The sequence below is a fragment of the Pseudoduganella aquatica genome (assembly GCF_020865585.1).
Taxonomy (GTDB): Bacteria; Pseudomonadota; Gammaproteobacteria; order Burkholderiales; family Burkholderiaceae_D; genus Rugamonas; species Rugamonas aquatica_A.
The window spans coordinates 4,468,651-4,493,317 of sequence record NZ_CP086370.1; the positions used below are offsets into that span (position 1 = coordinate 4,468,651).

The 24,667-nt window shown below is 63.1% G+C and carries 23 protein-coding genes and 2 tRNA genes; 8 read left to right on the plus strand and 17 right to left on the minus strand.

Features of this window, described 5'->3' with window-relative positions; translation table 11 throughout:
• Positions 1-12 precede the first annotated feature (12 nt).
• The 9 genes from KT882_RS19875 to KT882_RS19915 form a co-directional block, all read right to left on the minus strand.
• Positions 13-360 carry an integration host factor subunit alpha gene (locus KT882_RS19875; protein ID WP_056391332.1) on the minus strand — a complete coding sequence of 116 codons (348 nt, stop codon included), beginning with the start codon at positions 358-360 and terminating at the stop codon, positions 13-15.
• Positions 361-519: 159 nt separating this feature from the next.
• Positions 520-2,946: a phenylalanine--tRNA ligase subunit beta gene (pheT, locus tag KT882_RS19880; protein ID WP_161075037.1), complete on the minus strand. Its 2,427-nt coding sequence runs from the start codon at positions 2,944-2,946 to the stop codon at positions 520-522.
• Between the two features lie 12 nt (positions 2,947-2,958).
• On the minus strand, positions 2,959-3,975 hold the full coding sequence (pheS, locus tag KT882_RS19885; RefSeq protein WP_161075036.1) for a phenylalanine--tRNA ligase subunit alpha: 1,017 nt from the start codon (positions 3,973-3,975) through the stop codon (positions 2,959-2,961).
• Between the two features lie 100 nt (positions 3,976-4,075).
• On the minus strand, positions 4,076-4,435 hold the full coding sequence (gene rplT, locus KT882_RS19890) for a 50S ribosomal protein L20 (RefSeq protein ID WP_028833836.1): 360 nt from the start codon (positions 4,433-4,435) through the stop codon (positions 4,076-4,078).
• A 25-nt stretch (positions 4,436-4,460) separates the two neighbouring features.
• On the minus strand, positions 4,461-4,658 hold the full coding sequence (rpmI, locus tag KT882_RS19895; protein WP_161075035.1) for a 50S ribosomal protein L35: 198 nt from the start codon (positions 4,656-4,658) through the stop codon (positions 4,461-4,463).
• A gap of 165 nt (positions 4,659-4,823) precedes the next feature.
• Entirely contained in the window at positions 4,824-5,369 is a 546-nt protein-coding gene (infC, locus tag KT882_RS19900; RefSeq protein ID WP_267478653.1) for a translation initiation factor IF-3, read from the minus strand.
• A 29-nt stretch (positions 5,370-5,398) separates the two neighbouring features.
• Complete coding sequence (gene thrS / locus KT882_RS19905) at positions 5,399-7,306, minus strand: threonine--tRNA ligase (RefSeq protein WP_161075049.1); 1,908 nt, start codon at positions 7,304-7,306, stop codon at positions 5,399-5,401.
• 199 nt (positions 7,307-7,505) lie between these two features.
• Positions 7,506-7,582 (minus strand) — tRNA-Val (locus KT882_RS19910).
• 52 nt (positions 7,583-7,634) lie between these two features.
• Positions 7,635-7,711: transfer RNA gene (locus KT882_RS19915), tRNA-Val, on the minus strand.
• A 108-nt stretch (positions 7,712-7,819) separates the two neighbouring features.
• Here KT882_RS19915 and KT882_RS19920 point away from each other — a divergent pair.
• Positions 7,820-8,266 (plus strand): cache domain-containing protein, encoded by a 447-nt coding sequence (locus tag KT882_RS19920; protein WP_161075034.1) that lies wholly within the window; start codon positions 7,820-7,822, stop codon positions 8,264-8,266.
• A 3-nt stretch (positions 8,267-8,269) separates the two neighbouring features.
• The gene (locus tag KT882_RS19925; RefSeq protein WP_161075033.1) at positions 8,270-9,178 is read left to right on the plus strand and encodes a cation diffusion facilitator family transporter; all 909 of its coding nucleotides are present in this window, start codon (positions 8,270-8,272) and stop codon (positions 9,176-9,178) included.
• A gap of 94 nt (positions 9,179-9,272) precedes the next feature.
• On the opposite strand, the gene KT882_RS19930 is transcribed toward KT882_RS19925, so the two are convergent.
• The 3 genes from KT882_RS19930 to KT882_RS19940 form a co-directional block, all read right to left on the minus strand.
• Positions 9,273-11,522, minus strand: a complete 2,250-nt coding sequence (locus tag KT882_RS19930; protein ID WP_161075032.1) for a RelA/SpoT family protein — start codon at positions 11,520-11,522, stop codon at positions 9,273-9,275.
• 61 nt (positions 11,523-11,583) lie between these two features.
• A complete protein-coding gene (locus tag KT882_RS19935) occupies positions 11,584-11,934 on the minus strand; it encodes a RidA family protein (RefSeq protein WP_161075031.1) in 351 nt (116 codons plus the stop codon).
• 19 nt (positions 11,935-11,953) lie between these two features.
• The gene (locus KT882_RS19940; protein WP_228893126.1) at positions 11,954-12,835 is read right to left on the minus strand and encodes an alpha/beta fold hydrolase; all 882 of its coding nucleotides are present in this window, start codon (positions 12,833-12,835) and stop codon (positions 11,954-11,956) included.
• A 115-nt stretch (positions 12,836-12,950) separates the two neighbouring features.
• Here KT882_RS19940 and KT882_RS19945 point away from each other — a divergent pair, with 115 nt between their 5' ends.
• A complete protein-coding gene (locus tag KT882_RS19945) occupies positions 12,951-13,745 on the plus strand; it encodes a 3-hydroxybutyrate dehydrogenase (RefSeq protein ID WP_228893127.1) in 795 nt (264 codons plus the stop codon).
• Between the two features lie 139 nt (positions 13,746-13,884).
• Positions 13,885-15,198: a dicarboxylate/amino acid:cation symporter gene (locus tag KT882_RS19950; RefSeq protein ID WP_321170369.1), complete on the plus strand. Its 1,314-nt coding sequence runs from the start codon at positions 13,885-13,887 to the stop codon at positions 15,196-15,198.
• A 3-nt stretch (positions 15,199-15,201) separates the two neighbouring features.
• On the opposite strand, the gene KT882_RS19955 is transcribed toward KT882_RS19950, so the two are convergent.
• From KT882_RS19955 to KT882_RS19970, 4 genes are all read right to left on the minus strand, one after another.
• Positions 15,202-15,891, minus strand: a complete 690-nt coding sequence (locus KT882_RS19955; RefSeq protein WP_228893128.1) for a PEP-CTERM sorting domain-containing protein — start codon at positions 15,889-15,891, stop codon at positions 15,202-15,204.
• Complete coding sequence (locus KT882_RS19960; RefSeq protein WP_228893129.1) at positions 15,888-17,624, minus strand: rhamnogalacturonan lyase B N-terminal domain-containing protein; 1,737 nt, start codon at positions 17,622-17,624, stop codon at positions 15,888-15,890. The genes KT882_RS19955 and KT882_RS19960 overlap by 4 nt, the downstream gene beginning before the upstream one ends.
• Before the next feature lie 214 nt (positions 17,625-17,838).
• Entirely contained in the window at positions 17,839-18,486 is a 648-nt protein-coding gene (locus KT882_RS19965; RefSeq protein ID WP_161075025.1) for a CoA transferase subunit B, read from the minus strand.
• A gap of 10 nt (positions 18,487-18,496) precedes the next feature.
• Positions 18,497-19,195: a CoA transferase subunit A gene (locus KT882_RS19970; protein ID WP_228893130.1), complete on the minus strand. Its 699-nt coding sequence runs from the start codon at positions 19,193-19,195 to the stop codon at positions 18,497-18,499.
• 106 nt (positions 19,196-19,301) lie between these two features.
• Between KT882_RS19970 and KT882_RS19975 the strand changes: the two genes are divergently transcribed.
• Positions 19,302-19,862 (plus strand): LuxR C-terminal-related transcriptional regulator, encoded by a 561-nt coding sequence (locus tag KT882_RS19975; protein ID WP_161075023.1) that lies wholly within the window; start codon positions 19,302-19,304, stop codon positions 19,860-19,862.
• 24 nt (positions 19,863-19,886) lie between these two features.
• On the opposite strand, the gene KT882_RS19980 is transcribed toward KT882_RS19975, so the two are convergent.
• Positions 19,887-20,663 carry an SDR family oxidoreductase gene (locus KT882_RS19980; protein WP_161075022.1) on the minus strand — a complete coding sequence of 259 codons (777 nt, stop codon included), beginning with the start codon at positions 20,661-20,663 and terminating at the stop codon, positions 19,887-19,889.
• Positions 20,664-20,834: 171 nt separating this feature from the next.
• On the opposite strand from KT882_RS19980, the gene KT882_RS19985 reads away from it, so the two are divergent.
• The 3 genes from KT882_RS19985 (at position 20,835) to KT882_RS19995 (ending at position 24,666) form a co-directional block, all read left to right on the plus strand.
• Positions 20,835-22,511, plus strand: a complete 1,677-nt coding sequence (locus tag KT882_RS19985; RefSeq protein WP_187358858.1) for an electron transfer flavoprotein-ubiquinone oxidoreductase — start codon at positions 20,835-20,837, stop codon at positions 22,509-22,511.
• 215 nt (positions 22,512-22,726) lie between these two features.
• Positions 22,727-23,620, plus strand: a complete 894-nt coding sequence (locus tag KT882_RS19990; protein WP_161075021.1) for a flagellin N-terminal helical domain-containing protein — start codon at positions 22,727-22,729, stop codon at positions 23,618-23,620.
• A gap of 98 nt (positions 23,621-23,718) precedes the next feature.
• Positions 23,719-24,666: a hypothetical protein gene (locus KT882_RS19995; RefSeq protein WP_187358857.1), complete on the plus strand. Its 948-nt coding sequence runs from the start codon at positions 23,719-23,721 to the stop codon at positions 24,664-24,666.
• The last annotated feature ends 1 nt before the right edge of the window (position 24,667 follow it).

The following is a 24,667-nucleotide window of genomic DNA, read 5'->3' on the forward strand; positions in this document are numbered from 1 at the left end:
CTGCGGCCTCATTCAGGCGGCACGCGCCATGGGACTGCTTTCCTCGACCATGCTCTTGAGCTTCTGGCTGGCATGGAAAGTCACCACGCGGCGCGCGGTAATGGGAATTTCTTCCCCGGTCTTGGGATTGCGGCCGGGTCGCTGCGGCTTGTCGCGCAGCTGGAAATTGCCGAACCCGGACAGCTTGACGGCCTCGCCGCGCTCGAGCGCGTTGCGGATCTCGTCAAAAAAGGTTTCCACCATGTCCTTGGCTTCGCGCTTGTTCAGGCCGACCTGCTCGAACAGCAACTCCGCCAGCTCCGCCTTGGTCAGCGTGGGCATGTCCTTTTCCGCTTCCTGGCGCACCTTGGCCACCAGCATCGCGCTGTGCAGCTCGGCGTCCAGAGCGGACTCGAGTACGGCGGTATCAACGTCGTTATTATTAATTTTGCTGCCCTGCCTATAAAAAGAACCGGAATCCGGCAAGGGCCGGATTCCTGGGATGCCTGTGCCTGGTTGGCGATGTGCTCAGCTACGCTGTCAGCTGCGCAGTTTGGCGCCGTGTTTTTGCTGCGCCGACTCGGCCAGCGCACTCATCAGCGCGTCCACCACATCGTCCTGCAGGGTGTTTTGAGTATCTTGCAAGCTAAAGCGGAAAGCAAGCGATTTCTCGTCCGACTCCAGCCCTTTGCCGCGATATTCATCAAACAAAACAATGGCTTGCACAAACTTGCCGTGCGCATGCGCGGCCTGCGCGGCAGCGAAAGCGTCGAGCAGATCCTGTGCCGGCACAGCCTGCTTCACCACCAAAGCCAGGTCGCGCGTGGCGCCGGGGAATTTGGAGATCTCGCTGTATTTTGGCACATTGCGTTGCTGCAAGGCAATAGCATCCACCTCGAACAGCACCGGCGCTTGCGGCAGGTCGTATTTTTGCAGCCAGCGCGGGTGCAGTTCGCCGATAAAGCCGATCACTTTGCCGTCCAGCTCGATATTTGCCGAGCGGCCGGGGTGCAGGCCGGGATGGGCAGCCTTGCTGAAGCGCAGCGTTTGCGGCGCGAACAGGTGCTCCAGATCGGCCTTCACATCGAAGTAGTCGACCACGCGGCTGTCCTGGCCCCACTGCTCGTCGGCCACCGGGCCATAGGCCAGCGCGGCCACGCGCTGCGGCTGGCTGTAGCCGGCCACGCTCAGCGGGCCGTCCTGCACCGAGGCGTCGCGCTGGTAGATGGCGCCCAGCTCGAACACGCGCACGCGGCTGGCTTTGCGGTTCAGGTTGTAGCGCACATTGGCCACCAGGCTGCCGATCAGCGAGGAGCGCATCACGCTCAGCTGGCTGGCGATCGGGTTCTGCAGCTTGATCGGATTGTCGTTGCCGCTGAAGTCCAGTTCCCACTGGGCTTCCACAAAGCTCATGTTCACCACTTCCTGGTAGCCGAGGTCGGCCAGCTGGTGGCGCACGGCGAACAGGGAGCGCGTGTTTTCAGGCGCGATGCGCATGGTGTTCGGCGCCACCGGGGCCACGGCAGGAATGTTCTCGAAGCCGTACACGCGGGCCACTTCCTCGATCAGGTCTTCCTCGATTTCGATGTCGAAGCGGTAGGACGGCGCCGTCACGCTGAACACGCCGGCTTCCAGCGTGAACTGCAGGCCCAGGCGCTTGAAGATGTCGGCCACCAGCTCGTCGGTCAGCGGCACGCCGATCACTTTCTGGGCGCGCGCGGTGCGCATCTGTACCGGCTTGGGCTGCGGCACGTTGACGACCTGGTCGTCCACCGGGCCCACCTGCGTGGCCGGGGTGCCGCAGATTTCCACCAGCAGCGCGGTGATGCGCTCGATGTGCTCGACCGTGGTGGCGTAGTCCACGCCACGCTCGAAGCGGTGCGCCGCGTCGGTCGAGAAGTTGTACTTGCGGGCGCGGCCCTGGATGGCGTTCGGCCACCAGAATGCGGCTTCCAGGTAGATGGACTCGGTGTCCAGCGACACGGCGGTGGCGTCGCCGCCCATGATGCCGGCCAGCGATTCGAGTTCCTTGTCGTCGGCGATCACGCCGACCCACTCGTCCACCGCAACGGTGTTGCCGTTCAACAGCTTCAGCGTTTCGCCGGCCTTGCCCCAGCGCACGTCCAGGCCGCCGTGGATCTTGGCCAGGTCGAACACGTGGGTGGGACGGCCCAGCTCCAGCATCACGTAGTTGGAGATGTCCACCAGCGCCGACACCGAACGCTGGCCGCTGCGCTCGAGGCGCTGCTTCATCCACTCCGGGGTGGCGGCCTTGGCGTTCAGGTTGCGGATCACGCGGCCCGAGAAACGGCCGCACAGGTCCGGCGCCGAGATTTTCACCGGCAGCACTTCCTGCATGGTGACCGGCACGGTGCGGAACACCGGCACGGTCAGCGGCACGCCGGTCAGCGCGGACACTTCGCGCGCCACGCCCAGCACCGACAGGCAGTCCGCCTTGTTCGGGGTCAGCTTGATGGTGAATTTCAGGTCGTTCAGCGCGTAGTAGTCGCGGAAGTTCTGGCCCACCGGCGCATCGTCCGGCAGTTCCAGCAGGCCCGAGCCCTCTTCCGACAGCTTCAGTTCCTTGGCCGAGCACAGCATGCCCTGCGACTCGACGCCGCGCAGCTTGCCCACCTTGATTTCGAACGGCTTGCCGTCCGCGCCCGGCGGCAGCACGGCGCCGGCCATGGCGCACACCACCTTCAGGCCAGGGCGCACGTTCGGCGCGCCGCAGACGATGTTCAGCAAGGTGCCGGTACCCACGTCCACCTGGCAGACGTTCAGACGGTCCGCGTCCGGATGCTTGGCCATTTCGCGCACGTGGCCCACGACCACGTTGGAGAACGGCGGCGCCACCGGTTCGACTTCTTCCACTTCCAGGCCGGACATGGTCAGCATGTGCGCCAGTTCATCCGACGTCATTTTCGGATCGACGAGAGTGCGCAGCCAATTTTCAGAGAATTGCATATTCGTGGTGCCTCAGTTGAACTGTTTCAGGAAACGCAGGTCGCCTTCGTAGAACAGGCGCAGGTCGTTGATGCCGTAACGCAGCATGGTCAGGCGCTCGAGGCCGGAGCCGAACGCGAAACCGATGTAGCGCTCGGGATCGAGGCCGAAGTTGCGCACCACCGACGGGTGCACCTGGCCGGAGCCGGACACTTCCAGCCAGCGGCCCTTCAATGGACCGCTGCCGAAGGCGATGTCGATCTCGGCCGACGGTTCGGTAAACGGGAAATACGAGGGACGGAAGCGCACCTGCAGGTCGTCGGTCTCGAAGAAGGCCTTGACGAAGTTCAGGTACACGCCCTTCAGGTCGGCGAAGCTGATGTCCTCGGCGATCCACAGGCCTTCGACCTGGTGGAACATCGGCGAGTGGGTGGCGTCGCTGTCGACGCGGTAGGTGCGGCCCGGCGCGATCACCTTGATCGGCGGCGTGTGGCTGCGCGCGTAGCGCACCTGCATCGGGCTGGTGTGGGTGCGCAGCAGCAGCGGCTTGCCGGTGCTGTCGTTGCCGTCCACGTAGAAGGTGTCCTGCATCGAGCGGGCCGGATGGTTTTCCGGGCTGTTCAGTGCGGTGAAGTTGGTCCAGTCGGTTTCGATCTCGGGGCCGCCGGCCACGTCGAAGCCGATAGAGCGGAAGATTTCCTCCACGCGCTCCCAGGTGCGCATGACAGGATGCAGGCCACCGCCGGCGCGGCCGCGGCCTGGCAAAGTGACGTCGATTTCTTCCGCGTTCAGGCGGGCTTGCAGCTGGGCTTCGGCCATGGCGTCGCGGCGCGCGGTGAGCGCGGCCTCGATCTGCACTTTGGCGGCATTGATCAGCGCGCCCTGCGCTTTTTTCGCGTCGGGGTCGAGCTTGCCCAGGCCCTTCATCAATTCGGTGATCTGGCCGGTCTTGCCCAGATACTTGGCTTTGGCGTTTTCAAGTGCGGCGGCGTCCGCGGCGGCGATAAAGTCAGCACGTGCCGAGACAACCAGTTCTTCCAGGGAGTTCATGCAATATTCCTGTCTTGGAAATTAAAAACGGGGCACAGGTTCACACCTTGCCCCGCTCTCATGCGCTGCCGGAAGCAGCGCTACGCATCAAACGCTGATATTAGGCAGCGATTTGTGCTTTGACGGTGTTGACAATCGCGGCGAAGGCCGGCTTGTCCATCACAGCCATATCGGCCAGAACCTTACGGTCCAGCTCGATGTTCGCCTTCTTCAGACCGTTCATGAACACGCTGTACGTCACGCCATGCTCACGGGAAGCGGCGTTGATACGGGCGATCCACAGGCGGCGGAAGACGCGCTTCTTGTTACGGCGATCGCGGTAAGCGTACTGGCCAGCGCGCATAACTGCTTGCTTGGCAATACGGTATACCTTGCTACGGCGACCACGGTAACCCTTGGCCAGGTTCAGTACTTTTTTATGACGGGCACGCGCAGTAACCCCACGTTTTACTCGAGGCATATTAGCTCCTTAAATGAGTGTGAGATTAAGCGGTAGGCATCATACGCATCACGGACGTTACATCCGACGCGTTGACGTTACGGGTACCACGCAGCTGACGCTTGTTTTTGGTGGTTTTCTTGGTCAGGATGTGGCGCTTGAAAGCCATACCCGATTTCACAGTACCACCTGGACGCACGCGAAAACGCTTTTTCGCGGAGCTTTTGGTCTTCATTTTTGGCATAACACATCTGCCCTCTTACGGGCAGCTCCAAATTAACAGGATTGCAGGTGGCAGCACTACGCTGCGCTTAGAGGCCTGCTTTCACTTGTTGATGCAGCGGCCAGCCTTGCAACGGCCACTACATTTTGCGGAACGTGATTATATATCAGATTCCGCAAATTCTTCTTATTTCTTCTTTTTCGGGGCCAGGATCATGATCATCTGGCGGCCTTCCATCTTCGGGAACTGCTCGACCTGGCCATACGGCTCCAGGTCGGCCTTCAGACGTTCCAGCATGCGGAAACCAATATCCTGGTGCGCCATCTCACGGCCGCGGAAACGCAGCGTGATCTTGGTCTTGTCGCCTTCATCGAGGAACTTGATGAGGTTGCGCAGCTTGATATTGTAATCGCCGTCATCGGTCCCCGGACGGAATTTGACTTCCTTCACGGCGATGATCTTCTGCTTCAGCTTCGCTTCGTGGGCTTTCTTCTGCTCCGAATACTTGAACTTGCCGTAGTCCATCAAACGGCACACCGGAGGGACCGCCGTAGGGGCGATCTCCACCAGGTCAACGTTCAGTTCTTCCGCCATGCGGAAGGCCTCGGCCAGGCTCACGATACCGAGCGGTTCGTTGTCAACCCCGCTCAGACGCATTTCGGGAGCGGTGATTTCGCCATTGATGCGATGCGACTTGTCAGTAGCTATTGTAGTTTCCTTTAAAAATTCGATGAATGGCCGGTATGTGGGTTTCCCCAGAATCAGGCTTTGGCGGCGACGTCCTGCTGGAGCCGCTCTACCAGTGCGTCGAGGGTCATTACGCCCAGATCGACATTGCCACGCGCCCGCACGGCCACAGTATTGGCATCCCGTTCCTTGTCGCCCACAACCAGAATGTAAGGCAGTTTTTGGACGGAATGTTCGCGTATTTTATACGTAATCTTCTCGTTGCGCAAATCGGTCTGCACGCGGAAGCCCTGTTTACGCAGCTTTGCGGCCACATCGTTGACGTAATCGGCCTGCGCGTCGGAGATGTTCAGCACCGACACTTGCACCGGCGCCAGCCACATCGGCAGCGCGCCGGCGTAGTTCTCGATCAGGATGCCGATGAAGCGCTCCATCGAACCCACGATCGCGCGGTGCAGCATGACCGGCACCTGGCGCGAGTTGTCGGCCGCCACGTATTCGGCGCCCAGGCGCTGCGGCATGAAGAAGTCGACCTGCATGGTGCCGACCTGCCATGGGCGGCCCAGCGAATCCTTCAGGTGGTATTCGATTTTCGGGCCGTAGAAGGCGCCCTCGCCCGGCAGCTCGGTCCAGGTCACGCCGCAGGCGCGCAGGCCGGAGCGCAGCGCCTCTTCCGCCTCGTCCCACACCTCGTCGGTGCCGATGCGGTTTTCAGGGCGCAGCGCCAGCTTGACTTCGATATTGTCGAAGTGGAAGTCGGAATACACTTCCATGGCCTGGGTGTGGAAGGACACCACTTCCGGCTCGATCTGCTCTTCGGTGCAGAAGATGTGGCCGTCGTCCTGGGTGAAGCCGCGCACGCGCATGATGCCGTGCAGCGCGCCGGACGGCTCGTTGCGGTGGCACTGGCCGAACTCGCCGTAGCGCAGCGGCAGGTCGCGGTAGGAGCGCATATTGCTGTTGAAGATCTGCACGTGGCCCGGGCAGTTCATCGGCTTGAGCGCGTAGGAACGGTTTTCAGATTCCGTCACGAACATGTTTTCGCGGTAGTTGTCCCAGTGGCCGGTCTTGCCCCACAGGCTGGAGTCCAGGATCTGCGGCGCCTTCACTTCCTGGTAGCCGTTCACCTGGTATTTGTTGCGCATGTACTGCTCAACCTGCTGCCAGATGGTCCAGCCCTTAGGATGCCAGAACACCAGGCCCGGCGCCTCGTCCTGGAAGTGGAAGAAGTCCAGCTGCTTGCCCAGCTTGCGGTGGTCGCGCTTTTCCGCCTCTTCCAGCTGGAACAGGTACTGCTCCTGGTCTTCCTTCTTGGTCCAGGCGGTGCCGTAGACGCGCTGCAGCATCTCGTTCTTCGAGTCGCCGCGCCAGTAGGCGCCGGCCAGCTTCATCAGCTTGAATACTTTCAGCTTGCCGGTCGACGGCACGTGCGGGCCGCGGCACAGGTCGGTGAAATTGCCTTCCGAGTACAGCGACACATCCTGGTCCGCAGGGATGGAGGAGATGATCTCGGCCTTGTAGTGCTCGTTGATGGACTTGAAGTAGGCCACGGCCTCGTCGCGCGGCAGCACCTTGCGGGTGACCGGCTCGTCCTTCTTGGCCAGCTCGGCCATTTTCTTTTCGATGGCGACCAGGTCGTCCGGGGTGAACGGGCGCTTGTACGAGAAGTCGTAATAGAAGCCGTTTTCAATCACCGGGCCGATGGTGACCTGCGCGTCCGGGAACAGTTCCTTGACGGCGTAGGCCAGCAAGTGGGCGGTGGAGTGGCGGATCACGTCCAGACCTTCGGCGTCGCGGTCGGTGACGATGGCGACGTCGGAATCTTTTTCGATCAGGAAGGACGTGTCGACGACCTTGCCGCCCACCTTGCCGGCCAGCGCGGCCTTGCCCAGGCTGGTGGAAATATTGCTGGCCACCTGGGCCACGGTCACTGGGGCGTCGAATTGACGAACGGAACCATCGGGAAGTCGGACTGCAACCATCATGCTCTCCAGTCGGCGGAAGCCGGAAAATAGATAAAACAGAAGTATAGGAAAATGCGGACGAAAAAAAACGCGGGCTAGCCGCGTTTTTCTCAATGTGATAGCAAAAGAAAGCCGGAGACTAGCGTTACTTACTAACCGTGGTAGTAGTTCGCGGTGTCATAACCGGATTGCCTTTCTCGCTCTTACATAGTGTTGGTGGTGGGCGGTGAGGAATTCGAATCCCCGACCCCTTGGATGTCGACCAAGTATTCTAACCAGCTGAACTAACCGCCCTTTGCTACTGCTCGTACTGCTTTACTGCGAAAACAAATCTTACTACATGTTCTGGTGGGCGGTGAGGAATTCGAATCCCCGACCCCTTGGATGTCGACCAAGTATTCTAACCAGCTGAACTAACCGCCCGAAGACCAGCATTATAGAGAGTGGAAATCGACTCCGCAAGGGGCAAATGTGAAAACATTGCTCTAGCCCACTATGCTATATTCAGTCGTTATACAGAACACCAAGAACATGAAACAGTTGTCAACTCTCCTCGCGGCGGCGCTGTTCAGCCTGAGCGCAGGCGCCGCCGAACACGGCACGCCCGACGAAGCCATTTCCCTCATCAACAAGACCGCCGCCTACCTGGCCGACGAAGGCGCCGACAAGACCTTCTTCGAGATCAGCAATCCCAAAGGCCGCTTCATCCACCGCGACCTGTATATTGTTATTTACGACAGGCATGGTAAGGTAATGGCGCACGGCGCGATTCCGCGTTTGGCGGGCATCAACGTGCTCGACTACCGCGACGAAGACGACAAGCTGTTCGTGCGCGAGATCCTGGACAAAGCCAGCAAAGGCCAGCAAGGTCCGGTCGACTATAAATGGGTACACCCGCTGACGCGGCAGCTGCAGGCCAAGTCGGCCTGGTTCCGCCAGGTGGGTTCCTACGTCATCACTTGCGGCACCTATAAATAATCCATGCACACCAATACCGACACCACCCATCTGCACGCCCACCACGACGGCGACGCCCAGCATAAACACTATGTGGGCGACCGCAGCCTGACAGTGCTGGGCTGGGCGGTGGCGCTGACGCTGGGCTTTGCCGGCGTGGAGGCGGTGTCCGGCTTCCTCGCCAATTCCCTCGCGCTGATCTCGGACGCGGGCCATATGGTGACCGACGCCGCCGCCCTGGGCCTGGCCCTGCTGGCGCAGCTGATCGCCAAGCGGCCGCCGTCGGCGCGCTACTCCTTCGGCTTTGGCCGCGCCGAGGCGCTGGCCGCCTTCGTCAACGGCCTGCTGATGCTGGGCGTGGTGGGCTGGATCGTGTTCGAGGCGGTGCAGCGTTTCAGCGCGCCGCAGCAGGTGCGGGGCGGCATGGTGATGGTGGTGGCGGCCATCGGCCTGGCCGTCAACGTGGTGGTGGCGTGGGTGCTGTCGCACGATACGAAAAGCATGAATACGCGCGCCGCGCTGGTGCACGTGATGGGCGATTTGCTCGGCTCGGTCGCGGCGCTGATCGCCGGCGCCGTGATCTGGTACACGGGCTGGATGCAGATCGACCCGCTGCTGTCGATACTGGTGTCGCTGCTGATATTGAAGTCGACGGTGGCGATATTGCGCGAGTCCTACCACCACCTGATGGAGGGCGTGCCGGAGCAGATCGATTATCCGCAGGTGGGCGCCGACCTGGAGCAGGTGGCGGGCGTGGTCTCGGTGCACGATCTGCACGTGTGGTCGATGTCGCCGGGCCATCCTGCGCTGATCGGGCACATTGAAGTGCGGGACCTGCAGGCCTGGCCCGCCATCCTGGCCGACATCAAGGCCGTGCTGCTGGCGCGGCACGGGATCGACCACGTCACCCTGCAGGCCGAGCTGGCGCCTTGACGGCGGGTTACGCACTGCGTGCTAACCCGCGCTACGCGTATAGCGGAGCATCGTAGGGCGGGTTAGGCGCGCAGCGCCGTAACCCGCCATTGCGTCAGGACCGGCGCGCTTCCAGCACGCCGCTCACTTCCGCAATCGCCGACAAGGCTTTTTGCAGCTGCGCCGTGGAGCCAATTTCGGCGGTAAAAGTCATGCGCGCCTGCCCTTTAGCGCTCTGCGTGTTCACGCCGATCACGTTGAGCTTTTCACGCGAGAAGATCTCGGAAATATCGCGCAGCAGGCCCTGGCGGTCGCCCGCCAGCACGAAGATGCCGACCGGGTACACGGTCTCGTTGACGGCGCGCCCCCACTCGGTGACGATCACCCGCTCCGGCGCCTTGGCGCGCATCTCGGCGAAGTTCTTGCACGTGGCGCGGTGGATGGACACGCCCTTGCCGCGCGTGACGAAGCCGACGATGCTGTCCGGCGGCGCCGGCTTGCAGCACTTGGCCAGCTGCGTCATCAGCCCGTCCGTGCCCACCACCAGCACGCCCGACTTGGCGCCCTGCTCCACGCTGGACGCGCGGCTCTTGCCGAGCACGACGGCATCCTCGACCTCCACCGGCTCGCCCGTGTCGTGCAGCGCCTGCTCCACGTGGCGCAGGCTGAATTCCTCCTTGCCCACCGAGATGAACAGGTCGTCCACCTTGGCGAAGCCCAGCTTGTTCGCCAGCGCCTCCAGGTTGACCGCCGTCTTGCCTTCGCGCTGCAGCGACTTTTCCACCAGCGTGCGGCCGTGGGACAAGGTCTCCTGCTGGTCGATGGCGTGGAACCAGGCGCGTATCTTGGAGCGCGTGCGGGTGGCCACCGTGTATTCCGGATTGAGCCAGTCGCGCGACGGCCCCGCAGTGCCGGGCGCGCCCTTGGCGGTGATGATCTCGCAGGTCTGGCCGTTTTTCAGCGGCGTGTTCAGCGGCACCATCACGCCGTCCACGCGCGCGCCGCGGCAGCGGTGGCCCACGTCGCTGTGCAGGTGGTAGGCGAAGTCGATCGGCGTGGCGCCCACCGGCAGTTCCAGCACCCGCGCCTGGGGCGTGAGCACGAAGATGCGGTCGTCCAGCGACGCGGACTTGAGCTTTTCCACCCACTCGCGCTGCACTTCCTCCTGGCCCACCACGGTGTCGGCCACGTCGGATTTCCAGGCCAGCAGTTGGCGCAGCCAGGCGATTTTCTCGTCGTACTTCTGGCCCTGGAAGTTGGAGCCGCCCTCCTCCTTGTAGCGCCAGTGCGCGGCCACGCCGTACTCGGCGAAGTTGTGCATTTCCTGGGTACGGATCTGCACTTCCAGCGGGCGGCCGTCGTCGGCCGTCACCACCGTGTGCAGCGAGCGGTAGCCGTTCGGCTTGGGCCGCGAGATGTAGTCGTCGAATTCCTTCGGGATCGGGGTCCAGATATTGTGCACCACGCCCAGCACCGTGTAGCAGGTCTTCACGTCGGCCACGATGACGCGGAAGGCGCGCACGTCGTACAGCTCGGTGAAGTCCAGCTCCTTGCCGCGCATCTTGCTCCAGATGGAGTAGATGTGCTTGGGCCGGCCGAACACTTCGGCCGAAATGCCGGCGCTGGTCAGTTCGTTCTGCAGGCGCGTGATGGAGGACGTGACGAAGCCCTCGCGCATCATGCGCTTTTCTTCCAGCATCTTGGCGATGCGCTTATAGGTTTCCGGCTCGATGAAGCGGAAGGACAAGTCTTCCAGTTCCCACTTCAGCTGCCAGATGCCGAGCCGGTTGGCCAGCGGCGCGTACAGGTCCAGCGTTTCGCGGCCGTAGTCGCGCGTCATGTCGTCGAAGCGCTTGATCTCGGCGAAGTAGCGCAAGGTGGTCACGCAGGAGGCCAGACGCACCAGCACCACGCGCATGTCGCTGGCCATGGCCAGCAGCATCTTGCGCAGCGTTTCCACCTGCGCCACGGCCTGCTGGGCGGCGTTGCGGCCGCGTCCGGGGGCGCTGGCGGGCTGGCTCTGGGTCAGCTCGCGCAGGCGTATCAGCTGGCGCACGCCGCTGACCAGCTCCGCCACGGCGGGGCCGAATTTGGGTTCGATATGGGGGGCCTGGGCCGGGTCGAGCAGGGTCGCCTCGAACATCAGGCCGGCGATGCGGGTTTCCGCGTCGATGCGCAGGAAGGCCAGCGTGCTCGCCACGCCCACGGCGAACTCGAACGCACCCTGGCCGCTGCTGCAGGTCTTGTCGCCATACGCTGCGCTTGCCATGTCCAGCGCGGCCAGCACCCGCGCGCCGTCTTCGGCAGACAGGCCCTGGACCAATTGGTCCGACGTTGCGCTGTTCAGCGCTGCGATAGAAACCATGTTACCTCTTACTTTGTTGAATCATGCCATCCCCGCGAGCGCGGGGACGGCGGCATTTCAATTAACGCTGCGCTGCCACGACCACGACTTCCACCAGGCAGGCCGGGTTGGCCAGCTTGGCTTCCACGGTGGCGCGCGGCGGGGTGTGGCCCTGGGCTACCCAGCTGTCCCACACTTCGTTCATGGCCGGGAACAGGGCCATGTCCTTGATGTAGATGGCGGTGCTCAGGATGCAGGTCTTGTCGCTGCCGGCTTCGGCCAGCAGGCGGTCGACGGCGGCCAGCACTTCCTGGGTCTGGCCGGTGATGTCCTTGCTGGGATCATCGGCAATCTGGCCGGCCAGGTAGACGGTGCCATTGTGGATGGCGGCTTCGGACAGGCGTTTGCCAACGTGCAGGCGGGTGATTTCCATACTATTTCTTTCTAAAGGTTTATAGGTCAAGTAAAAATTTCCTGGCGATGGCGATCTGGTCGTCATGCAGGAAGGTGGGAGCGTGACCGACGTCCGGTATCTCCACCAGCGTGGCTTTTGGCCCGCGCTGCGTCATGCTTAAAGCCGTCGCGGGCGACAGCAGGTCCGAATTGGCGCCGCGCACCAGCAGGGTCGGGCAGCGGATCGCATCATACGCGGCCCACAGCATGGCCTCGTCGGCGCGCGCCGACTCCGGCGTGGCCGAGCGGAACGGCTGGGCCAGCCCCATATCATAGTGGCGCACCCACTGGCCGTCATTGTCCTGGCGCAAAACATCGGCGGCCAGCTTGTGCCATTCCTCGTCCGTGTGTTCACCGAACGGCGCCGACACGTCGCGCACGAACTGGGCGCCCTGTTCAAAAGTGGGGAAGCGCAGGTGCTGGCCGATGTAGTCGCCGATGCGCTGCAAGGCGTCCGGGTCCAGCACCGGGCCGATGTCGTTGAGCACCAGCTTGCTGATCGGGCTGTCCGGCAGCGAAGCCAGGCCCATGCCGATCAGGCCGCCCATCGAGGTGCCGAACCAGTCCACCGTGCTGCGCGGGCCGCGCGCGGTCACGCGCGCCACCAGGGTCACCATGTCGGCCACGTATTGCGGCAGGCGGTACAGCTCGGGGTTGCGCAGGCGGCCGGAGCGGCCGCGGCCCACCACGTCCGGCGCCACCACGCGGTAGTCGCCGGCCAGCGCACGCGCCATATTGTCGAAATCGTCGCCCACGCGGGTCACGCCGTGCACGCACAGCAGCACGTCGGGATTGTCCTCGTCGCCCCATTCCTTGTAGGACATCTGGTGCAAGCCGCTGGGAGAAATGCACTGTACAGACTTTATTTTTGGCTCGATCATGCTGATTCCTTTTTTTCAACTACGACATTTTACCCGGCGTTGCGCTTAAAATCTTGAAGAAGTGTAGCGTACGCATTTCCCATCCGACAACCTGTCTCTCTCTAGAAGGATCACTATGGCCAGCACCCTACTCCGCGGCAAGACCGCACTCGTCACCGGTTCCACCTCCGGCATCGGCCTGGGCATGGCCCGCGCGCTGGCGGCCGAGGGCGCCAACATCGTCTTCAACGGCTTTGGCGACGCCGCCGAAATCGCCCAGCTGCAGGCGGCCACGGCGCGCGAATTCGGTGTGCAGACCGCCTACCACAACGCCGACATGTCGAAAGCCGGCGAAATCGAGGCGCTGTTCGCCTTCGCGGCCGACAAGTTCGGCGGCATCGACGTGCTGGTCAACAACGCCGGCATCCAGCACGTGGCCAATGTGGAAGACTTCCCGGTTGAGAAATGGGACTCCATCATCGCCATCAACCTGACCTCGGCCTTCCACACCTCGCGCCTGGCGCTGCCGCATATGCGCGCACAGAACTGGGGCCGCATCATCAACCTGGCGTCGGCGCACGGCCTGGTGGGCTCGGCCGGCAAATCGGCCTATGTGGCCGCCAAGCACGGCCTGGTGGGCCTGACCAAGGTGACCGCGCTGGAAACCGCGCAGACCGGCGTGACCGCCAACGCCATCTGCCCCGGCTTCGTGCTGACCCCGCTGGTGCAGAAACAGGTGGACGCGCGCGCCGTCAAGGACGGCCTGAGCAACGACGAAGCCAAGCGCGCGCTGCTGGCCGACAAGCAGCCTTCCGGCGAGTTCGTCACGCCCGAGGAACTGGGCGCGCTGGCCGTGTTCCTGTGCTCGGACGCGGCCAAGCAGGTGCGCGGCGTGGCCTGGAATATGGACGGCGGCTGGGTGGCGCAATAAGCTTGCCCTAAGCGGCGGCGGCGCCGTCCGCTATTGTGGATAGCCGCATTGTGGTTAACCGCAATGGGGAAGCCCACAATAGCTGCAATATAAGGTTTCCAGCATGATCGCTCCACTTGGAGAGCCTTTAGGGAGAACGATCATGAAAAAACCATTCTACAAAGTCCTGTATGTACAGGTCTTGTTTGCCATTCTGTGCGGCGTGCTGCTGGGCATTTACCTGCCCGGCGACGCCGTCGCCATGAAGCCGCTCGGCGACGGCTTCATCAAGCTGATCAAGATGATCATTGCCCCGGTGATCTTCTGCACCGTGGTGTCCGGCATCGCCGGCATGCAGGACGTGAAGAAAATCGGCCGCGTCGGCGGCAAGGCCCTGCTGTACTTCGAGGTGGTGTCCACCTTCGCGCTGGTGATCGGCCTGTTCGTGGCCAACATCCTGCGTCCGGGCGCCGGCTTCAACGTCGATCCGGCCACGCTGGACACCAAGGCCATCGCGCAGTTCACCGAAAAAGCCAAGCACCAGTCCACCATCGACTTCGTGATGAACATCATCCCGAACACGGTGATCGACGCCTTCGCCAAGGGCGACATCCTGCAGGTGCTCTTGATTTCCGTGCTGTTCGGCTTCTCGCTGTCGCTGCTGGGCGAAAAAGGCCGTCCGCTGGCCAAACTGATCGATGAACTGGCGCACGCCATCTTCGGCATCGTCAACATCGTCATGAAGCTGGCCCCGCTGGGCGCGTTCGGCGCCATGGCCTTCACCATCGGCAAATACGGCATCGACTCGCTGCTGCCGCTGGCCAAGCTGATGGGTTCCTTCTACCTGACCTGCTTCCTGTTCATCTTCATCGTGCTGGGCTCGATCGCCAAGTTCACCGGTTTCTCGATCGGCCGCTTCATCAACTACATCAAGGAAGAACTGCTGATCGTGCTGGGCACCAGCTCGTCGGAAAGCGCCCTGCCCTCGCTGATGCGCAAGCTGGAAAAACTGGGCTGCGCCAAGCCCGTGGTGGGCCTGGTGGTCCCTACCGGCTACTCCTTCAACCTGGACGGCACCAATATCTACATGACCATGGCGGCCCTGTTCGTGGCGCAAGCGACCAATACCGACCTGACCTTGGGCCAGGAACTGACCATCCTGGCGGTGGCGATGCTGACCTCGAAAGGCGCGTCCGGCATCACCGGCGCCGGCTTCATCACGCTGGCCGCCACCTTGGCCGTGGTGCCGACCATCCCGGTGGCGGGCATGGCGCTGATCCTGGGCATAGACCGCTTCATGAGCGAAGCCCGCGCGCTGACCAACTTCATCGGCAACGGCGTGGCCGCCGTGGTGGTGTCGAAGTGGGAAAACGAGCTGGACGTGGCAACCATGCACCGCGAGCTGGCCAACCCGTCGCCAATCAATGACGAGCCGGCCACCGTCACTGCCCCGGCCGCCGCCAAGGCAGCCTAAGCCTTAGTTCCTCCCGGCGGTGCGCCTCCTGCGCACCGCCGCCAGTCCCCACAGGCCCACGGCCATCAGCAGTCCCGACGCCGGTTCCGGCACCCCCACCCTCACCTCATCGATCGCGCTGCCGCTGAAGCCGCTCTGCTTGTTCGCGGTGGAAAAAGCGTAGTAGCGCACCTCGTCGAAGCCGGCCGCGTCCGCCAGGCCCAGCACCGCGCCGTGCGGCTGGCTGAAATTGCCCGCCGCCGTCTGCACGCCGTCGTTGAAGGTCTTCCAGTAGCCGTTCAGGTTCAGATAGCTGCTGTCGGCCGCGAACTCCACCTTGTAGAAGTCCAGCCCGCTCGCCAGGCGGATGCTGATGTAGGCGTTGTTGCCGGACGAGGCCATGTAGTTGCCGCTGAAGGCAGGGCTGAGGTCGGACGGCGCGTCGTAGCAGTCCACGCCCGCGTAGCCGCAGCCGTTGTTGCCGGACGATCCGGTGTAGCTGAACAGCAGGCCATCCTCGACATAGCCGCTGGCCATGGCGGTGTTGAGCTCGAAATGGGCGGCGTTGGTGACCGTTTTCACGGCCGTGCCGCTGCCCAGCGTGGCGATCACGGCGGCGGCCGCCGCGCCAGGCAGCGCGCAGGACAGCAGCATGGCGGCGCCGGCCGGGGCCAGCACGCATTGCAGGATTTTTTTCACATTCATTCCCTTCATTGTTTAATCATGTCCACGGCGTCGTAGGCGTAGCCGGGGCTCAGGTAGGTGACGCCGCTGGAGCCGCTGATGGCCGTCAGCGTCAGCACGTTCTGGCCCACCTGCAGTTCCGACGCCGGCACGCTGAAGGTGTACATGGTGTTGTTGCCGCGATAGGTGCCCACCGTCAGCGTGCGCGTGGACGGCTGCGTGGACGCGGCCGGGTTGGCCGGGATCCAGCCGTTGATCTGCGGCTTGGGCCGGCCGCCGGCGAAAGCGGCGGTGATGCCCAGGCGCAGCTGATAGTCGGCGATCTGGCTCTTGGTCAGGTTGAACCTGATGGTCAGCGTGCCGTTCACGTCCTTCCACTGGTAGGCCGGGAAGCCGGTGGCCGCGTTGGAGGTACCCACCTGGTAGTCGGCCGGCGTCCAGGACGCCATGCGCACGTCGGACGGGTGCATGGTGGTGACCTTGTCGCCGTTGACGAACTCGGCCGGCGTGCCGTCCCAGTCGCCGATGCGCCACAGGGGCGCCGCCGCGCTCGGGTCGCCCGCGATGGCGATGGTGTTCAGCGCCACCGTGCCGCCGGCCGCCACCGTCACGCTGCGCGTGTCCACCGCGTATTCGTTCTTGTAGACCTTCATCGTGTAAGTGCCGGGCAGCATGCCTGCGCTGTCGAAGTGGCCGGTGGCGGCGTCCGCCTTGGCCCAATACTGCGCGGTGGCGTTGGCGAAACCCACCGTGTATTCATAGCCCGGATCGCGCCCGGTGATGCCCACGCCGGCCACACGGCCGCGCCCCGCAGGACCGACATAGCCGGTCAGGCCCAGGCCGCTGAAGAAGGACGTGTCGACGGCAGCCGGCGCGCTGCCGTCGTTGAACACCAGGGTGTAGCTGTTCAGGATATTGGTGCGCAGCGCCTCGGTCTGCGCCTCGCCGTAGTTGACGATATAGGTCAGCTCCTGGTTGGTGGCGGTGGCCTGGTTCAGCAGGCTGCGGTAGAACGGGCCGCCGGAATTGCCTTCGTTGTTGTCCCGCACCACCCACAGCCCGGCCGTGGCGCTGGTGGCGCCGATGTACTGCCAGTCCTTGAGCCGCATATTGGAGTAGTGCTTGGAACGGGTCTGCCCGTTCGGCAGGCCGAACACGTCGCCCGACTCCACCGTGGTGGTGGTGCCGCGCAGGTCGGACGGCACCGGACCGTTGGGCAGCGCACCTATCGGCACGCGCAGGATGAAGCGCGCCAGGTTCAGCGTGTTGGGCTCGCTGGTGAAGTAGGTGCCCATGTAGATGTTGTTGACGCCCTTCTGCACGATGTAATAGTGCGTCAAGTTGCCGGCCACCACCGTGACCTTGATGGTCTCGCTGCCGACCGCCTCGGCGTTCACGCTGACGGCGGACGCGCCGGTGTACAGGTAGTCGAAGCCCGAATTGACCTGGCTGCCGCGCGACTGGTCCTGGTACTGCACGCCGTTGTAGATCATGGACGCGATGTCGCCGGCCGACTGCGTGCTGACGCCGTTGTCCAGGCGGCGGATCTTGAACACCAGGCCGGCGCCGGTGTCGATGGTGTAGAAGTTGGCGTCCGACGTGAGGCCGAAGCTGCTTGCTTCGGCCAGCGCGGCGGGGCCGGCCTGCCCCATGCGCAGGGCCGACTTGGCCTGGCCTTGTTCCGCCACGGGATCGCTGCCGCCGCAGCCGGCAGCCAGCAACAGCACGGCCAGCCCGGCCGCAGGGTGTTTCAACATATTCATGGTGTCTCCGTTTGTTAATTTTTATAGGAGCACCAAGTATCGATTTGTCGTCTTGGCAAGGTCAACGGCGCGCGGCGCACATTGCCAAAAGAATCAGCTTGTTGATTGGCCCACGCCCTGCCCGCCTCGCCGGCGTGGCGGCGCAGCCACGCTTTGCCGGCGCGGGCGTAAAAAAAGCACGCCGCAGCGTGCTTTCCGGGCGGACTGCGCCGGATTACAGCGCGAAGTCCAGCTCGGTGCCGGTGGCGGCGGCGATCTGCTCTTTCGTCACGCCGGGCGCCAGTTCGGTCACTTTCAGGCCGGACGGCGTCACTTCCATGACGCCCAGGTCGGTGATCACCAGGTCCACCACGCCCACGCCGGTCAGCGGCAGGTCGCATTTCTTCAGCAGCTTGTGCGAGGTGCTGCCGTCCTTGGCGGTGGCCACGTGCTCCATCAGCACCACCACTTTTTTCACGCCGGCCACCAGGTCCATGGCGCCGCCCATGCCCTTGACCATTTTGCCCGGTATCATCCAGTTGGCCAGGTCGCCATGCTCGGACACCTGCATCGCGCCCAGGATAGCCAGGTTGATCTTGCCGCCGCGAATCATGCCGAAGGAATCGGCCGAGCTGAAGTAGGCCGAACCGGGCAGCGCCGTCACGGTCTGCTTGCCGGCGTTGATCAGGTCGGCGTCGATTTCGTCTTCGGTCGGGAAGGGGCCGATGCCGAGCAGGCCGTTTTCCGACTGCAGATACACTTCGATATCCGAGGGCACATAGTTGGCCACCAGCGTGGGCAGTCCGATGCCCAGGTTTACATAGAAACCGTCTTGCAGTTCCTTGGCCGCGCGGGCGGCCATTTCATCACGAGTCCATGCCATGTCCGTCTCCTCAGTTGGCGCGCACGGTGCGCTGTTCGATGCGTTTTTCCGGCGCCGCGTTGACCACGATGCGGTGCACGAAAATACCCGGCGTATGCACTTCGTCCGGATCGATCTCGCCTATCTCCACCAGCTGCTCGACTTCCACGACAGTAATCTTGCCGGCGGCGGCCACGTTGGGGTTGAAGTTGCGCGCCGTCTTGCGGAACACCAGGTTGCCGGCCTTGTCGGCCTTCCATGCTTTGACCAGCGACACGTCGGCCACCAGCGAACGTTCCATCACGTACTGCTCGCCGTCGAATTCGCGGGTCTCCTTGCCGTCGGCCACGATGGTGCCCACGCCGGTCTTGGTGAAGAAGGCCGGGATGCCGGCGCCGCCTGCGCGCAGCTTTTCAGCCAGCGTGCCCTGCGGCGTGAATTCCAGCTCCAGTTCGCCGGCCAGGTACTGGCGCGCGAATTCCTTGTTCTCGCCCACGTAAGAGGCGATCATCTTGCGGATTTGGCGGGTTTCCAGCAGCTGGCCCAGGCCGAAGCCGTCCACGCCGGCGTTGTTCGAGATCGCGGTCAGCTGCTTGGCGCCGCTGTCGCGCAGCGCGGCGATCAGCGCCTCCGGGATACCGCACAGGCCAAAGCCGCCGACGGCAATGGTTTGCCCATCTTGCACAATGCCAGCCAGGGCGGCGGCGGCATCGGGATAAACTTTATTCATACATCTCCCTTATGTTTTGATAAGCTTGCACTGTTGTTCACATGGGGTATCAGCATAGAATACGCCTAGTGTTTCCACAATACCGTAGAACTACCGGCCCGCAACGATGAACGCACCACTCGCAATCGACTACGAAACCATCTTCCTGCATGCGCCGGTGGGAATGTGCATCTCGGAGAACCGCACCATCCAGTCCTGCAACGAGGCGCTGGCCGCCATGTTCGGCTACGCGCGCGCGGACCTGGTGGGCAAGTCCTTCTGCCAGCTCTACCCTTCGGCCGACGAGTTCCTGCGCACCGGCGACCGCATCATCCCCATCATGAACGCCAAGGGCCGCTATTCGGACGAGCGCATCATGCGCCGCGCGAGCGGCGAGCTGTTCTGGTGCCATGTGAGCGGCCACGCGCTGAAGGCGAAAGAGCCGCTGGGCGCGGGCATCTGGACCTTTGAGGATGTGAGCGAAAAGCGGCCGGTGACGGCGGAACTGACGCCGCGCGAGCGCGAAATCGCCGCCCTGCTGGTGGAAGGCAAGACCAGCAAGGTCATCGCGCGCCAGATCGACCTCAGCCCGCGCACGGTGGAAATGCACCGCGCCAGGCTGATGCGCAAATTCGAAGCGGCCACCTCCTCGGAGCTGGTGCACAAGCTGGTGGGCGTGCAGTTGTAGAAAAAGCGGCCTTGGCCGCTTTTTTCACATCGCCGTCATGCCGTCGTCGGCGGAAATCACGGCGCCGTTGATAAAGTGCGAATCCTCGCCGGCCAGCAGCAGCAGCAGGCCGTCCAGGTCTTCCGGCTTGCCGGGGCGGCGGCGCGGCAGCATGTCGATCAGCTTGCGGCCCTGCTCGCTGGCGAAATAATCCTCGTTGATCTCGGTCGAGATATAGCCGGGGCAGATGGCGTTGGTGTTGATGCCGTACTTGCCCCACTCCACCGCCATGGCCTTGGTCATCTGCACCACGCCGGCCTTGCTCATGCAGTACACGCCGATCTGGGGCAGCACGCGCAGCCCCGCCACCGAGGCGATATTGATAATGCGGTGCTGTTTTTTCGGGTCGCCCTTGGCGCGCGCGATCATGCGCTTGGCCGTTTCCTGCGCCACGAAGAAGGCGCCGCGCAGATTGGTGTCCATGACGAAGGAGTAATCCTCCGGCGTGACGTCGACCAGGCGTTGTGTGGTGGAGACACCGGAATTGTTCACCAGGATGTCGATCTGCCCCGCCTCGGTCTCCGCGTGCGCGATGGCCGACTTGATGCTGGCGTAATCGGTCACGTCCAGTGCCACCACGTGGGCCGCGCCGCCGTCCGCCTCGATCTCGGCGCGCAGCTCCTTCAGGCGCTCAATGCGGCGCGAGGCCAGCACCACCTGCGCGCCGGCCTGCGCCAGCACTTTGGCGAAGCGGGCGCCGAGTCCGCTCGAGGCACCGGTCACCAGCGCGATTTTTCCTTCAAAGTTCACTTCTATGCCCACGGCGCTGCTCCTGTTTCGGTTGATAGCATGTCCGTAATGATTACACAAAATGCCAGTATTAGATTGCGGCGTCTAAGATTGTCACGCAAAATGGCGCCCATATTGCTAAACTGGCGAGAAAGAAGCACACTCGTGCTAATTTTTCACCTCATTCTTATAAAAGTATAAAACATGACCCAAGCTAACAATCTGGTAGAGCAGTACGGCCCGCGCGATGCGATGGAGTATGACGTCGTCATCGTCGGCGGCGGCCCGGCCGGCCTGTCGGCCGCCATCAAGATCAAGCAACTGGCGGCGGAGAAGAACCAGGAAGTGTCCGTGGTGGTGCTGGAAAAAGGCGGCGAGCTGGGCGCGCACATCCTGTCGGGCGCCGTGATGGACCCGAAGGCGCTGACCGAACTGATCCCGAACTGGAAAGAACTGGGCGCGCCGCTGAATACCGAAGTCACCGAAGACCGCGTGCTGTTCCTGACCGAGAAGAAAGCCTACAAGACGCCCAATTTCGCGCTGCCGGCCTGCTTCGAAAACCATGGCAACTACGTCATCTCGCTGGGCAATGTGGTGCGCTGGCTGGGCCAGCAGGCCGAGGCGCTGGGCGTCGAAATCTTCCCCGGCTTCGCCGCCGCCGAAGTGCTGTACAACGACGACGGCTCCGTCAAAGGCATTGCCACCGGCAATATGGGCGTCAAGCGCGACGGCGAAGCCGGTCCGGACTTCCAGCTGGGCATGGAACTGCACGGCAAGTACACGCTGTTCGCCGAAGGCGCGCGCGGCCACCTGGGCAAGCAGCTGATGGCCAAGTACGACCTGAACAAGGGCAAGGATCCGCAGTCCTACGGCATCGGCATCAAGGAACTGTGGGAAATCGATCCGGCCAAGCACCAGCCCGGCCTGGTGATCCACACCACCGGCTGGCCGCTGGACAGCAAGACCTACGGCGGCTCCTTCCTGTACCACCTGGAAAACAACCAGGTCATGGTGGGCTATGTGGTCGGACTGGACTATGAGAATCCCTACCTGTCGCCGTACGAGGAATTCCAGCGCTACAAGACCCATCCGGCCATCCGCAGCTTCTTCGAAGGCGGCAAGCGCATTTCCTACGGCGCGCGCGCCATCACGGCCGGCGGCCTGCAATCGCTGCCCAAGCTGACTTTCCCGGGCGGCGCGCTGATCGGCTGCGACGCCGGCTTCCTGAACATGAGCCGCATCAAGGGTTCGCACGCCGCCATCAAGTCCGGCATGCTGGCCGCGCAAGCGGCCTTCGACGCCCTGGGCGCGGGCCGCCAGCACGACGAACTGGCCGCCTACCCTGCCGCCTTCGAGCAGTCCTGGCTGCATGAAGAGCTGCACGTGGCGCGCAATGTGAAGCCGTGGCTGAAAAAAGGCCTGTATCTGGGTTCGCTGATGACCGGCATCGACCAGCTCATCTTCCGCGGCAAGGCGCCGTGGACCTTGCACCATAGCCATGCCGACCATGAATGCCTGAAGCCGGCCGCGAACTTCCAGCCTATCGTCTACCCCAAGCCGGACGGCAAGCTGACCTTCGACCGCCTGTCCTCGGTGTTCATCTCGAACACCAACCACGCGGAAGACCAGCCGGTCCACCTGACGCTGAAGAACGCCAGCGTGCCGGTGGACGTGAACCTGGCCAAGTACGCCGGACCGGAGGCGCGCTACTGCCCGGCCGGGGTGTATGAATTCGTCAAGACCGACGAAGGCCAGGACCGCCTGCAGATCAATGCGCAGAACTGCGTGCACTGCAAGACCTGCGATATCAAGGATCCGACCCAGAATATCGTCTGGATCACGCCGGAAGGCGGCGGCGGTCCGAACTATCCGAATATGTAAAATAAACAACAGCGCAGCGCCCCAGGGACTGCGCTGTTGTGCTTTTAGGAACATAATCAGGGGCGGTCAGCTGTCCGATCATAGGAAAAACAAATAATTTTCACAAATTTCTCAAAAGCATTTAATGCCCGGGCTGAAACGGTCGTCTTGTACTTGGGAGAGCGCAAACAAAGCAACGCTGCTCTAGAATCGAACCCACCTATCAGGAGTTATTCATGCTGAGTCTTCACACTAACAACGCGGCGCTGTCCGCTCAAAACTCGATCACCCGTACGCAGAACAGCCTGTCGACGTCGATGACTCGCCTGAGCACCGGCTACCGCATCAACTCGGCAATGGATGACGCTGCTGGCCTGCAGATCGCCACCCGTCTGAAAGCGCAAACGAGCGGTATGGCTGTTGCAATGCGCAACACCCAGAATTCGATCTCGATGATGCAGACCGCCGAAGGCGCGCTGGACGAGACCACCAACATTCTGGTTCGTATGAAGGATCTGGCCACCCAGTCGGCCGACGGCTCCTCCACCGACGACGACCGCACCGCGATGCAGTCCGAGTACGACGCACTGACCATGGAACTGAGCAACATCCTGTCGAACACCTCGTTCGGCGGCACCACCCTGCTGAGCACCAAGGCCGACTCGAAATTCAACGCCAAAGTGACCTTCCAGATCGGTTCGTCCAAAGGCGAAACGATGGACGTCGACCTGACCGCTGCCGGCGACAACTCGCTGACCCAGATGCACGCAGACATCGTCGCCGCCGCCGCCAACTACAAGTCCGACGGCACCGCTACCGCCACCGCCGGCAGCGAAGTTGCTACCGCAACCGCCGCCAACACCAACATCGACACGCTGAAAACCGCGATCGACTCCGTGGCAAAAACCCGTTCCGCCCTGGGTGCTGCTTCGAACCGTCTGGACCACGTGTACAACAACCTGTCGAACGTATCGACCAACACCAAAAACGCAAGCGGCCGTATCATGGACGTGGACTTCGCTTCCGAATCCGCGGCAATGACCTCGAACCAGATGCTGCTGCAAGCTGGTACCGCAATGCTGAAACAAAGCAACAGCCAGTCCTCGCTGGTTCTGTCCCTGCTGCAATAATAGCAAGGGCTTCCAGGGCGCTGACGCGCTCGGGAGTACAAGAGCCAACCGGACTTCCGGTTGGCTTTTTTCGTTTAAGCGCAAGATAAGATTGCTTTATGGCAATAGACCGACTTACACCGATCAGCTCCTCGCTCAACATCCCCGAGCGGGTGATGCGCGAACAGCCTGGCCAGGCCCCGCCTATCCCGCCGGTGGCCCATGTGCCCGGCGAGGAAGCCAGCTTCTCGCTGCCGCCCGGCCTGTCCCAGGCGCTGAACGGCGTGGCCGACGCGCAGGAGGCGGTACTGGTCCAGCAGGGCCTGAAGTCGCTCGCCAATGCGGCGCAGGCGCAGGCGGCCAATATGGCCGAGCCGGCGGCGCTGCGCCCCGATCAATTGCAAATGTCGCGCCAGCTGGTCTGGCAGCAGCCGGACGCCACCACCATGGCCATGTCCTGGGCCATCATGGTACGCACCTACGGCGAACAACGCGCCGCGCTGATGGAGCAGGCGCGCGGGCGCCATCTGCCGTCCGGCCTGTTCATGGCCGAGCAGGGCCAGTCGGCCATGCGCGACGGCCGCGCCGCGCCCATGATGCTGAGCGAAATGGAGTCGTGGCGTTTCGCCGTCTACGCCTGGGGCGCCGAGAAACTGGTGCTGCGCGTGGTCTCGCGCGACCCTGGCCAGCCAGACGAGCCCCGCCGCCGCCGCGCGCGCGTGGCGATACGGCTGGAACTGTTTATTGAAGGCATGGGCAAGGTGCTGGTGCAGATGGAGCCGGCCGGCGACGGCGTGGTGCTCGAGATCGGCGCCAACCAGAACGCCACCATGCAGTTCATGCGCGACATGCTGCCGGAACTGGCCGCCATCGTCAGCCGCAACGGCCTGGCGCTGGTGCGCTGCCACCTGATGCGCGAACTGGCGCCGGTGCGCGAAGAATACAACAACCCCACCCGGGTGCAGACCGCCATGCTGACCCAGTCCATCTTCAAGGCCATGGCCGAAACGGCCGTGCTGCTATCGCAGCCGCCGCAGCCCAAAGACCTGTTCTCCGAATCGGCCTGAG